Origin of the sequence: Nocardia sp. CC227C, from assembly GCF_030767025.1 — a bacterium.
Taxonomy (GTDB): domain Bacteria; phylum Actinomycetota; class Actinomycetes; order Mycobacteriales; family Mycobacteriaceae; genus Nocardia.
On sequence record NZ_JASITE010000004.1, the window covers coordinates 420,829 to 433,264 of the forward strand.

A 12,436-nucleotide genomic window follows, 5' to 3' on the forward strand; every position below is an offset into this window, starting at 1 on the left:
GGGATGTGCCCGCGGGGAACCCGCCACGAATGTGCATCCGGACTCCGTGTCACGAAATCGGAGCATGCCGTCACCATGACCTTCAACCTGGGCCAGCGCGATTGGATCGACTGCCATATAGTTCCCACTCCATTGCTGCACTGAACTTCGTGCGCCTGATCGCTCCCGCCCGATACGGTCGTGTATCGACCGTGCCCGGCATGGGCACCTAGGGGAGTATCCGCCACGCGCATGGAATTGTCCAGGCGTCTGGCAAATCTCCCGAAACCCTCATGCGCATGCGGAAACTTAGCCCGGTCAGATCATTGCTATCAGTCACGAAATACAACCACAAGACTGGTTGGTTCCGATTTAGTTAACTGATAGCTATCAGATCAGGATGGAGATGAAGAGCTCCACCTCGGAGGTCCCGCGCCAGATCTCGATCTCCTCGCGGTAGGCGCGGGTGATCTCCGCCGACGCCGTCGCATCGTCGACCTGCGCCCACACGTCCTCGACCGGATCGTGATAGTCGCCGTTGGGCTCGAAGCGGGCGTAGACGCCCTTGGGGACCTTGATCAGCACATCGCCGACCGGCACCTCGTGCACGTCGGGGTACTCGTAGGACACCAGCACGTTGTAGTTGCCCGCCGGATCCGGCACGTACACGGTGGCCAGCGGCGGTTCGAGGCCGTTGCGCTCGCGCAGCCGATCGCGCAGGAACTCGATGAGCTCGCTGTTGCTCACCTTGAAACTGGGCCGGACCCGCGGCACCACCAGGCCGCCGTAGATAGCGCCGGAGCGCACCACGATCGAATAGCTCATGAGGCTTCGACCGCCAGATACAGGTCGATCTTGTAGGCGTGCGGGTAGCACTCGAAGTCTCCGGTGTAGGTGCGCTTGATCTGCTTGTGCTCCTCGGCGAACGCGATCTGGGTCCACAGATCGGTCATGATCTGCGGGAAGTTGCCGACCGAGGAGAAGCGCGCGTACGTGCCGCGCGGCAGCCGCGCCACCACGTGCCCCCGGGTGACCTCGTCGAACGAACCGCACTGGTAGCCGACGATCTGCGTGTTGTAGGTGCCGAGTTCGGCCGCGAAGTCGGTGTAGGCCGCCGCCAGCGGGCCGCCGAGTTCCTGGTGCAGCACCGCCGCCCAGGCCACCTCCAGATCGTGGTCGCGCAGTTCACCGAGCGCACGCTTCGGACTGCGCACGGGCAGACCGGCAACCCACGTCTCGTCCCGCTCGACGATCTCAAACTGCATGGAAGAAACTCTCTCGAGGTGTGATCGCATGGGCAGGTGCGCAATCCGTATTGCCCGCGTCGGCCAGCATCGACATGCTATCAACCGAGTTAGCCCAGCCTTGGCGACACGACCGCGAGCAGGGTGTCACGGTGCGTCGCGACGGCGGCGGTGCGGACGGGCCAGCGGGGCGCGCCAATGCAGGCGCAGCGCGGCCACCCGCACGCCGAAGGCGACCGCACCGGCGAGCGCGCCCGTCCAGTAGGTGTACGCGCCGAAATGCAGCAGTGCCGCCGTGGCGGCCGCGCCGACCAGCGCCGGGATGGCGTAGACCTCCTCGTCGGGGCGCAGGATGCTCGGTGTCCGCCCGGCCAGCACATCGCGGACGACACCGCCGCCCACCGCGGTGAGCACGCCCAGCGCGGCGGCCGAGAAGGCCGACAGCCCATGGTGGTACGCGGTGACGGTGCCGGTGACGCAGAAGCTGGCGAGGCCGACGGCGTCGGCCGTGGCGAGCGGGGTACGAACGAGTCGCCGCGGCGGGTGCCAGAAGAAGATGAGGAGCGCGGCCAGCAGTGCGGTGGCCGGATAGCGGAGGTGAACGAAGGCCGCCGGCGGCGTCGCGCCGATCACGAGGTCACGCATGATGCCGCCGCCGAGAGCGGTGCAGACGGCCAGCGCGGCGATACCGACCAGGTCGTATCTCTTGTGGACGGCCAGCAGTGCCCCGGACACGGCGAAGGCGAAGACCCCCAGCAGATCTCCCACCTCCTGTGCGATACCGGCCGCACCGCCCAGCTCCGCCAGGTAGGCCATGTACGCACCCTCCATGTCGCAAATATTCGGCAATCCGGCTAAGTATGCCCGGATGTCCGATTTCGGCCTGTCGCGGGACGGGACAACGGGGGGCGTGATTGGCTGGAACCGTGTTCCGCACGATCTCCGAACTGGAGGACGACCTCGTAGAGTGCCGAGCCTGCCCACGTCTGGTGGCGTGGCGGGAGCGGGTCGCCGACGAGAAGCGCGCCGCCTTCCGGGATGAGGCGTATTGGGGTCGGCCCGTACCCGGATACGGCCCCGACAATGCGAAACTGCTGGTAGTCGGCCTGGCACCGGCAGCGCACGGCGGCAATCGCACCGGTCGGATGTTCACCGGTGATCGCAGCGGCGGCATGCTCTACGCCGCCATGCACGCCGTCGGCCTCGCCAACCAGCCGACCGCCGTTCACCGCGACGACGGCCTGCGCCTGCTCGGCGCCCGCGTCACCGCCCCCGTCCACTGCGCCCCGCCCGACAACAAACCGACCACCACCGAACGCGACACCTGCCGCCGCTGGCTGATAGCCGAACTCGGCCTCCTCGCCCCGACCCTGCGTTCGATCGTGGTCCTCGGCGGCTGGGGCTGGCAGGCGCTGCTACCCGCCCTCGCCCGATCCGGCTGGGCGCTACCGAAACCCAGACCCAAGTTCGGCCACGGCGTCCACACCACCATCGCCCCCGCCACTCCCGACCGCGCCACCCTCCACCTGTTCGGCAGCTACCACGTGAGCCAGCAGAACACCTTCACGGGACGGCTGACTCCAGCGATGCTGGAAACCGTACTGGCCGAGGCGAAATCGGCCGCAGGGCTCGGTGAGTGACCGGTCCGACAATTGCGTGCCGAGGTCTGGCCGCCGATGGCTTACGCGGTGTAAGCGCAGCCGGTGATCTATCTGGTCGCGGACGACCTCGTGTCCGCCATGACTACACGATCGTCGCGGGCGTGACCGGTGGCCGGTCGACACGGGGTGGGGGTGCGGCTCGCTACGATGCGGGCGTGAGCAGGGGTGACGAGAGTGTGGAGGAGGTCGCCGCCGAGGTGGCCGAGCCGCGCGGCGGGCGGCGGCGGGAGCAGACCCGGCAGCGGTTGCTGGACGCGGCGTTCGACGCGTTCGCGGACGAGGGGTTCGGGCGGTGCTCGGTCGAGCAGGTGTGTGAGCGGGCCGGATTCACGCGGGGCGCGTTCTATTCGAATTTCACCTCGCTCGAGGAGCTGTTCCTCGCCATGTGGGAGCAGCGCTCCAGCCGCATGCTGAGCGAGGTGCGGGCGGTGCTGGACGTGCCCGCCGCGGTGACGGTGTCGCAGCCGCGGCAGGCGGTGGAGCATGTGCTGGCCGCGGTTCCCGTGGACGACAAGTGGTTTCGCATCACCTCGGAGTTCACCGCGCACGCACTGCGCACCCCGACGCTGCGGCGGGCCATGGTGGCTCGGGAGGAGTCGATCGCCGCGGCCCTGACCCCGGTGATCGTGACGCTGCTGGAGCGCGCGGGCCGCACCGTGCCCGATCCGCGCGCCCTGGGCCGCGCACTGGTCGCCGTCCACGACGGCACCCTCGCCCAATGCCTCCTGGAACCGGACAATCCCGCCGTCCGAGAGGGTCGCGTCGACCTGTTCCTCCAGGTCGTACTGGCCTACAGCACCCCCGCCTGATCGGCGAGCCCGTCCAGCGCCCGCACCAGGCGGCCGAGGCTCTGCTCCCGCAGGTCCGGCATATCGTTCTCGATCCCGTGCAGGAGGTCGTCGGCCGGGTCGGCGCAGGTCCAGAACTCCAGCTTGCGCACCAGCGGCGCGTCCAGCTCCCGCCCCCGACCTCGCTGCACCTGCCGCACGAAGTCCGCGCCCGCATCCGCCCACAGGTAGCACAGGTCGTAGTCCGGGTCCCCGACCTGCGTATCCCCGAAATCGATCACCCCGCTGATGCGATCCCCCTCGATCAGCAGGTGATCCAGGCTCACGTCCCCGTGGATCAGGGTCGGCCGGTACGCGAAGTTCGCCGCATCGCCCAGATACCGCTCGTACACCGCGACCAGCCGCCGCCCCCGCTCCGCGTCCAGCAGCGGCGCGACCTCTTCCTCCAGCATCTCCAGGGTCTCCGCGAAGTCCGCCCGGAAGTCGGCCACCTCCACCCCCAACTCGACGGCCCGCTCCACCGGAAACGCGTGCACCTGCTCCAGGAACTCCGCCACCTGCCGCGCCGTCCCCGCCCCCAACAGACCGCGCCGATGCCACTCCGCCCCCGGCACCACGGCACCCGGCACCACCGGATACACACAGAACTCCCCCGGCCCCAACGGATTCGGCGCGGTGAACGCGAACAGCGGAATCGGCAACCCCACCCGCGGCCCCAACTCCGGCAGCAACCGAGCCTCCCGCACCATCCCCTCCGCCCCCCACTCCCCCTTCGGCAACCGCATCACATACCGCCGCTCCCCCACCGCGACAACCATCGCCACACTCTCCATCCCCGCCCCCAACACCGCGATCTCCCCCGCGGCCAACTCCACCCCCAACCCCCCGGCCCCCGCCAAGGCCCCCCGAACCCGCGCTTCCCAATCCCCCGGCAACTCGATGCTCGCACTCATATCCACCCCCGAATCCTAAGCACCCCCGCAACCGAATATCCGCCCCCAACAGCCCCCTGACCAGCCGATTCGTCGTCCCTCGAACCCACCTGCTAAAGTTCTTCACCGCAGACCGGAAACGGACCGCACGGGGCTATAGCGCAGTTGGTAGCGCGCTTCGTTCGCATCGAAGAGGTCAGGGGTTCGATTCCCCTTAGCTCCACGTAGATACACAGGTCAGGCTGGCGAACCGCCGCGCCTGACCTGTTTTCATTCGACCCGACCCCACGGTTACCCCTCGTTTTCGTCGAAACGGTCTGTACGGCCGTCCCTCTCGGGCGGAGGTGTATGAGGGAGATCGGTCGCCGCGCGGTGATTCCAACAGCGCGGTGGCACTCCGGCAGGGGTAAATCCGAGGCCGTACTGGACAAGTCCGTCGGGACCTGCTCAAGCGCCGCGTCCTCGGGCAGTACCACGCGCAACCGGATAGATCCTGGGTGCGACCGCCGACTCACCCTTGCAATAGCATCGTCATGACCCGAGTGCACGCCGATGACACCCACCTGCGCCTAACCTCCGCCGGCTTGACTGCTGCGGACCAGCATCGGGTTTGTCGGCACACACAAACGATCTAGAGGCGGCGGTATCGGCGCACATGGTCCGCCAGTGGGTCCTACATGAAGGCACCTTGCAGATATACGTGCTGATCCACGAAGCGGCCTTGCGGACGACGCTCGGAAACGATGCCGTGATGGCCGCCCAGCTCCGGCACCTACTTCGCGTGACTTTCGGAAACGTACACCTGGTCTTCGGCGTCGTCCCGCTCTGCGCCGGAATCCTTTCTCCCGCATGTGGAGGGCCTCGACAGGTCGGAGATGATGGGCGGACGACGGGATTCGCCTCTGGAAACCGGTTTATGGAACTGGGTGGGAAGCTTGACATCGGATGATCTTCGTCGACAGGGGATCCTGGTGCCGGGCGTCCAGAGCAGGCGCGGCAGTCGCTTCCTGTCAGCGGCCGCCGGTAGCCTGACTCCACCACCGCACAGCAACCGAATCGCGCCGTGGCGCGGAGGAGAACATCTGCAATATGGCACCCACAACCAAAGAAGGGCAGCGCGCGGAGCTGCACAAGACGATCTGGCGGATCGCGAATGATCTGCGTGGCAGCGTCGATGGGTGGGACTTCAAGTCCTATGTGCTGGGCATGCTCTTCTATCGGTACATCTCCGAGAACCTCACGGCCTACATCAACAAGGGTGAGCACGAGGCGGGTGACGAGTCGTTCGACTTCACTCGAATGCCTGATTCGGAGGCGGAATTCGCTCGCGACGAGGTGGTCGCTGAGAAGGGATTCTTCATCCTGCCGTCCGACCTGTTCGTCAACGTCCGAAGGCGAGCCGCGGGCGACGAGGACCTCAACGAGACGCTCGAGCGAGTGTTCAAGAACATCGAAGGATCGGCACTCGGCACCGACAGCGAGGATGACATCAAGGGTCTGTTCGATGACCTCGACGTCAACAGCAACAAGCTCGGCTCGACGGTCGCCAAGCGCAACCAGAAGCTGGTGAAGCTGCTCGACGCGATCGGAGACCTGCCGCTGGGGCGTTTCGAGGACAACTCGATCGACCTGTTCGGCGATGCCTACGAGTACCTAATGCAGATGTACGCGGCCAACGCTGGCAAGTCGGGTGGCGAGTACTACACTCCGCAGGAGGTCTCCGAGCTGCTGGCGCGCATCACCGTGGTCGGCAAGAAGCGGGTCAATAAGGTCTACGACCCGGCGGTCGGGTCCGGGTCGCTGCTGCTGAAGTTCGACAAGGTGCTCGGCAAGAACAACGTCCGCAAGGGCTTCTACGGTCAGGAGATCAACCTGACCACCTACAATCTCGCGCGGATCAACATGTTCCTGCACGACGTCAACTACGCCGATTTCAACCTCGCCCACGGCGACACCCTGATCGACCCACAGCACTGGGACGATGAGCCGTTCGAGGCGATTGTCTCCAATCCGCCGTACTCGATCAAGTGGGACGGCGACGCCAACCCGCTGCTGATCAACGACGAGCGGTTCGCGCCGGCTGGTGTGCTGGCGCCGAAGTCGAAGGCCGATCTCGCCTTCACGATGCACATGCTCAGCTGGCTGGCCGTGAACGGCACGGCGGCGATCGTTGAGTTCCCCGGCGTGCTGTATCGCGGGGGAGCGGAGAAGAAGATCCGAAAATACCTTATCGACAACAACTATGTCGACGCGGTCATCCAGCTGCCGCCGGACCTCTTCTTCGGCACCACGATCGCGACCTGCATTCTCGTTCTGAAGAAGTCGAAGAAGACCAACGACGTGCTGTTCATCGACGCATCGGCTGAGTTCAAACGCATGGGCAACAAGAATAAGTTACTCGAGGAGCACCAGGCGAGGATCCTCGAGGCGTTCACGACGCGCGAGCCGGAGGACCACTTCACAAAGGCCGTGAGCAACGAGGACATCGCGGCCAACGACTACAACATCGCCGTGTCCAGCTACGTGGAGGCGGAGGAAACGCGCGAGGCAGTCGACATCACGGAGCTGAACGCCGAGATCGCGCGCATCGTGGCGCGCCAGGCCGAGCTCCGCACGGCGATCGACGAGATCGTGGAAAGTCTGGAAGTAGGGGGAAATGAGGTTGTCTGACTTGCTGTCAAAAGCGCCCGAGGTTACGGCAGCTCAAGTCGAAGGATTCCTTTCAGATCGTCCGCTCGGCTGGGGGAAGCATAAGAAGATCCGGGTTGGCAAAGTCATTCACAACTTTCATTGCCATGAGTGCAATGATGTCAGGCCATTTGAGTCGGCCGATGAACTCTCATGCTTGGGCGTCGGGGATAACCAAATCAGCATCGACGCGACGTTGCGTTGCATGGTGTGCCGTTCGTCGGTAGAAACATGGTTCTTGGTTGCGTCGAGCGGGATGCTCCATTCCAGGGCGCCGGAGGTGTATGTCGAGAGATATACCGAGAATCTAAGAGAGCGAGCGGAACGTGTCGATGTTGCGGCCGGTCCGTTCTCAGATCTTGTTAAGCGGGCGCATCTCGCGTACGAGAGCGGTCTTGGTGCCGGATCCGTAATCTACCTCCGAAAGATTTTTGAAAAGGTCACTTGGGAGGTTGCTGAAATCCTCGGGGTCGAGACCATGAGGCAGAATGGGAATCGGCGCCCCTTCTTTCAGGTGCTTGAAGAGGTAAATGCACAGCGCAGGATTATTCCACAGCGCTTCTCTAGTGACGGGTATCAATTGTTCCGGGAGCTGAGCGGAATCATCCACGGTAATTCGAGTGAAGTGGAGGCGCTTCAAAAGTTCAAGCCGTGTCTCCAACTGGTGCTCGGAGTCGTCGAGGAAGTGAACAGAGACAACGTGGTTGCTCAAGCCATTGATGAACTTGGATGGAGCGTCGAGAACGTTGGCGCACTTGCGCGAGGAGATGCGTAAACATGACTCATATCGAGGAACTGATCCAGGAGCTGTGCCCGGAAGGTATAGAGCACGTCGCCCTTGACGAGGTCGTGAAGATCCGCAACGGAAGTGACTACAAGGCGCTTGGTGCCGGGGAAGTGCCGGTCTACGGGTCGGGTGGGATCATGACGACAGTGGACACCGCAGTTCACGGCGGCCCTTCGGTACTGATCCCGCGCAAGGGGTCTCTCGGCAACCTCTTCTATGTCGATCAGCCGTTCTGGACAGTCGACACAATCTTTTACACTGAAATCGATTTGACCCGACTCATGCCGAAGTTCTTCTACTACTCGATGTATAAGCACCGGCTTGCCGAGAAGAATCAAGCGGGTGGTGTGCCAAGCATGACCCAGTCGTACTTGAAGAAGCTCCGAATCCCCGTGCCTCCTCTTGAGGTGCAGCGCGAGATCGTGCGAGTATTGGATAAGTTCACTCAGCTGGAGGCGGAGCTGGAGGCGGAGCTGGAGGCGCGGCGTGCCCAGTACAACCACTATCGGCATGAGGCGTTTTCGTTCGGTTCGGAAGTGGAGACACGGCCGCTCGGAGAGCTTGCTTGGAATCTCGACAATCGCCGAAAGCCTGTGACACGCGACGCACGCAAGCCCGGAAATATCCCCTATTACGGCGCTTCGGGAGTCGTCGACTACGTGAGTGGCTACATCTTCGACGGGGACTATCTGCTCGTGTCGGAAGATGGTGCCAACCTTCTGGCACGCTCGACGCCGATCGCCTTCTCGGTCTCAGGCAAGACCTGGGTGAACAACCACGCCCACGTTCTTCAGTTCGATACCTACGTGGAACGGAGATTCGTTGAGATCTACTTAAACTCGATCGATCTCGCCCCGTTCATTTCAGGTTCGACCCAGCCAAAGCTGAACAAGGCCAACCTCAACAGGATCCCGATCCCCGCTCCATCGCTTGAGGTGAAAGAGCGGGTTGTTGACATACTCGACAAGTTTGACGCCCTCGTCAACGACATCAGCGTCGGTCTTCCCGCTGAGCTCGCCGCACGCCGCAAGCAGTACGAGCACTACCGTGACCGGCTGCTGACGTTCAAGGAGCTCGCAGCATGAGCGCAGCAAGCGAGCGCAAGTTCGATCCGATCGCGATCTCTTCGGAGAGCACGGTCGTTGCCGAGTACATCCCGAAGCCCGCGAGGGCAGAGGCGTACCAGTCCGAGGCAGCGCTTGAGCGCGAGATGATCCGTCTGCTGGAGACACAGGCGTATGAGTACCTCCCGATCACGTCCGAGGCGCAGCTGGTCGCGAACCTTCGGAGGCAACTGGAGAAGCTCAACAGGATGGCCTTCTCGGACGCGGAGTGGGAGACGTTCTTCACGACCAAGATCGCCGGACAGAATGACGGCATCGTCGAGAAGACCGCACGCATCCAGGAGGATCACGTCCAGATCCTGAAGCGTGACGATGGTTCGACGAAGAACGTCTCGCTCATCGACAAGAAGAACATCCACAACAATCAGCTACAGGTCATCAATCAGTACGAGGTGGACCGGGGCGAGGGTGGCGCGAACTACGCGAACCGTTACGACGTGACGGTGCTCGTCAACGGCTTGCCGATGGTGCACGTCGAGCTGAAGCGCCGGGGCGTCGATATCCGTGAGGCGTTCAACCAGATCGATCGGTACCAGCGCGATAGTTTCTGGGCGGGGTCGGGTCTGTTCGAGTACGTGCAGCTGTTCGTGATCAGCAATGGCACGCTGACGAAGTACTACTCGAATAGCACGCGCGCGAAGCGTCTCGACGAGGCCAAGAAGGCGAGAGGCGCGGCCAAGAGGAAACAGTCGAGCAACTCGTTCGAGTTCACCTCCTGGTGGGCGGATGCGAACAACAAGCCGATCGCGGAGCTGACGTCATTCATCCGGACGTTCTTCGCGAAGCACTCGCTGCTGAACATCCTCACGAAGTACTGCGTGCTCACGGCCGACCGCGATTTGCTGGTAATGCGCCCGTACCAGATCGTCGCGACCGAGCGGATCCTGCAGAAGATCGACATCTCCACCAATTACCGGACCCTCGGCACCGTCGACGCCGGCGGCTACGTCTGGCACACTACTGGGTCGGGCAAGACCCTGACCTCGTTCAAGGCGGCGCAGCTGGCATCGAAGCTGCCTGATGTCGCCAAGGTGTTGTTCGTGGTCGACCGCAAGGATCTGGACTATCAGACGATGCGGGAGTACGACAGGTTCGAGAAGGGCGCAGCGAACTCGAACGCGTCGACGACGATTCTGAAGAAGCAGCTCGAGGATCCGAACGCACGGATCATCATCACGACGATTCAGAAGCTGTCGATGTTCATCAAGGCGAACAAGGGCCACGAGGTGTTCTGCGGTCATGCGGTGATCATTTTCGATGAATGCCATCGCTCGCAGTTCGGCGACATGCACACTGACATCACGCGGGCGTTCAAGCGCTACAACCTGTTCGGCTTCACCGGCACGCCGATCTTCGCCGCGAACTCCGGCAGCGGCGGCAACCCGCTGCTGAAGACCACCGAGCAGGCGTTCGGCGAAAAACTGCACACGTACACGATCATGGACGCAATCACGGACAAGAATGTCCTGCCGTTCCGGATCGACTACATCAACACCATCAAGGTCGGGAACCCCGATGACAAGCAGGTCTCGGCGATCGACCGGGAGCAGGCCCTGCTCGATCCGCGCCGGATCAGCGAGATCACGGCGTACATTCTGGAGCACTTCGACCAGAAGACGAAGCGGCAGACCAGTTACGAGCACTCTGTCGTCACCAACGTCGCGGAGTCCGCGCGTACGCGACGGCAGGTCGAGGCGCTCAAGGAGCGCAAGCGCGTCCGCGGCTTCAACGCGCTCTTCGCGACTGCCTCGGTCGAGGCGGCGCAGCGTTACTACCAGCAGTTCAAGGTGCAGCAGGAAGAGCTGACGCCGGATCGGCGCCTGAAAGTCGGCATTATCTATTCCTATGGTGCCAACGAAGCTATCGACGACGGCATCCTCGACGATGAGGCCTTCGACACCGACGGCTTGTCGGGCGATGCGCGCACGGTCTTGGACGGTGCGATTCAGGACTACAACGCCATGTTCGGTACCAGCTATGACACCAGTGCGGACAAGTTCCAGAACTACTATAAGGACCTCTCGCAGAGGATGAAGAACCGCGAGATCGACCTGGTCATCGTGGTCAACATGTTCCTGACCGGCTTCGACGCCACGACGCTCAACACGCTCTTCGTCGACAAGAACCTGCGCATGCACGGTCTCATCCAGGCGTTCTCGCGGACCAACCGCATCCTGAACTCCGTCAAGCGACACGGCAACATCATCGCCTTCCGTGACCTCGAGGACGAGACGAACGCCGCGCTGGAGCTGTTCGGCAACAAGGACGCGCGCGGCATCGTGGTCGTGCCGTCCTACGGCGAGTACTATACTGAGTACTCCGAGAAGGTGAACGACCTGCTACAGCGGTTTCCGCTGGGCACGCAGATCGTGGGGGAGCAGGACCAGAAGGACTTCATCAACCTGTTCGGCGCCATCCTTCGCCTGCACAACATCCTGACCGAGTTCGACGACTTCGACGGCCAGGACCTCCTCACTGAGCGTCAACACCAGGACTACCGCAGCGTCTACCTCAATTTGTACGCTGAGTTCCGCACAGGTGCTGATGCTGAGAAGGAGCGCATCAACGAAGACGTCGTCTTCGAGATCGAGTTGGTCAAGCAGGTCGAGATTAACGTCGACTACATCCTGATGCTCGTCGAGAAGATGCGCGCCGAGCGCGGCGACGGCGAGAACAAGGAGCTCCGTGCTCAGATCTCGCGTGCGGTCGATTCCAGCCCGAGCCTGCGCAGCAAGCGGGACCTGGTCGAGGACTTCGTCGACTCGCTGTCTGTCGATGGTTCCGTGGATGAGCAGTGGAAGGCGTACGTGGACGCCAAGCGTGATGCCGAACTGGCCGCGATCATCGAGGAACAGAAGCTGAAGCCCGAACAGACTCGCGCATTCGTCGATGCCGCGTTCCGCGATGGACAGATTCGCACGACCGGGACGGAGATCACTAAGATCCTTCCTCCAGTCTCCCGCTTCAACCGTGAGGCCAGCCACGGCGACAAGAAGAAGCGCATTGTCGATGCGCTAACTCGATTCTTCGAACGCTATTTCGGGCTGGCGTCCAACAGGGGTGTCTACGACTGAACATCTCAGTCCGGCTTCGCCGCCCGCTGTGGAGGTCGAGGCACAGGATGGAAAGTGTGCCGCGTTCGACCCACGTCGTATCACCGGTACGTGTGAATCCTTGGCTGAGCATGGTGGTGAGCTTCCCCGTGGCCCGTCCCCAGTGAGTGAGACCGCTCG

The 12,436-nt window shown here is 63.0% G+C and carries 11 protein-coding genes and 1 tRNA gene; 8 read left to right on the forward strand and 4 right to left on the reverse strand.

The features are described 5' to 3' along the window. Positions 1–369 precede the first annotated feature (369 nt). The 3 genes from QMO76_RS10515 to QMO76_RS10525 form a co-directional block, all read right to left on the reverse strand. Entirely contained in the window at positions 370–804 is a 435-nt protein-coding gene (locus tag QMO76_RS10515; protein WP_306361008.1) for an effector binding domain-containing protein, read from the reverse strand. Then, on the reverse strand, positions 801–1,244 hold the full coding sequence (locus tag QMO76_RS10520) for a GyrI-like domain-containing protein (protein ID WP_029931205.1): 444 nt from the start codon (positions 1,242–1,244) through the stop codon (positions 801–803). The genes QMO76_RS10515 and QMO76_RS10520 overlap by 4 nt, the downstream gene beginning before the upstream one ends. A 126-nt stretch (positions 1,245–1,370) precedes the next feature. Next, positions 1,371–2,054, reverse strand: a complete 684-nt coding sequence (locus QMO76_RS10525; RefSeq protein ID WP_306361009.1) for a trimeric intracellular cation channel family protein — start codon at positions 2,052–2,054, stop codon at positions 1,371–1,373. 95 nt (positions 2,055–2,149) lie between these two features. Between QMO76_RS10525 and QMO76_RS10530 the strand changes: the two genes are divergently transcribed. Together QMO76_RS10530 and QMO76_RS10535 are read left to right on the forward strand one after the other, a co-directional pair. After that, positions 2,150–2,863, forward strand: coding sequence for a uracil-DNA glycosylase (locus QMO76_RS10530; RefSeq protein ID WP_306361010.1), 714 nt, complete (start codon positions 2,150–2,152; stop codon positions 2,861–2,863). 197 nt (positions 2,864–3,060) lie between these two features. After that, positions 3,061–3,693: a TetR/AcrR family transcriptional regulator gene (locus tag QMO76_RS10535; protein WP_306361151.1), complete on the forward strand. Its 633-nt coding sequence runs from the start codon at positions 3,061–3,063 to the stop codon at positions 3,691–3,693. Here the strand turns inward: QMO76_RS10535 and QMO76_RS10540 are convergent. Further along, the gene (locus tag QMO76_RS10540) at positions 3,675–4,625 is read right to left on the reverse strand and encodes a phosphotransferase family protein (protein ID WP_306361011.1); all 951 of its coding nucleotides are present in this window, start codon (positions 4,623–4,625) and stop codon (positions 3,675–3,677) included. The two genes, QMO76_RS10535 and QMO76_RS10540, sit on opposite strands and share 19 nt — an antisense overlap. A 129-nt stretch (positions 4,626–4,754) precedes the next feature. Here QMO76_RS10540 and QMO76_RS10545 point away from each other — a divergent pair. From QMO76_RS10545 to QMO76_RS10570, 6 genes are all read left to right on the forward strand, one after another. Beyond that, positions 4,755–4,827 (forward strand) — tRNA-Ala (locus tag QMO76_RS10545). Positions 4,828–5,214: 387 nt separating this feature from the next. After that, entirely contained in the window at positions 5,215–5,553 is a 339-nt protein-coding gene (locus tag QMO76_RS10550) for a Scr1 family TA system antitoxin-like transcriptional regulator (protein WP_306361012.1), read from the forward strand. A 140-nt stretch (positions 5,554–5,693) separates the two neighbouring features. Next, the gene (locus tag QMO76_RS10555; protein ID WP_306361013.1) at positions 5,694–7,274 is read left to right on the forward strand and encodes a type I restriction-modification system subunit M; all 1,581 of its coding nucleotides are present in this window, start codon (positions 5,694–5,696) and stop codon (positions 7,272–7,274) included. Beyond that, a complete protein-coding gene (locus QMO76_RS10560) occupies positions 7,267–8,067 on the forward strand; it encodes a hypothetical protein (RefSeq protein WP_306361014.1) in 801 nt (266 codons plus the stop codon). The genes QMO76_RS10555 and QMO76_RS10560 overlap by 8 nt, the downstream gene beginning before the upstream one ends. 2 nt (positions 8,068–8,069) lie before the next feature. Beyond that, positions 8,070–9,164 (forward strand): restriction endonuclease subunit S, encoded by a 1,095-nt coding sequence (locus tag QMO76_RS10565; protein WP_306361015.1) that lies wholly within the window; start codon positions 8,070–8,072, stop codon positions 9,162–9,164. Next, positions 9,161–12,277 carry a type I restriction endonuclease subunit R gene (locus QMO76_RS10570; RefSeq protein WP_306361016.1) on the forward strand — a complete coding sequence of 1,039 codons (3,117 nt, stop codon included), beginning with the start codon at positions 9,161–9,163 and terminating at the stop codon, positions 12,275–12,277. Before QMO76_RS10565 ends, QMO76_RS10570 begins: the two co-directional genes overlap by 4 nt. Positions 12,278–12,436 lie beyond the last annotated feature (159 nt).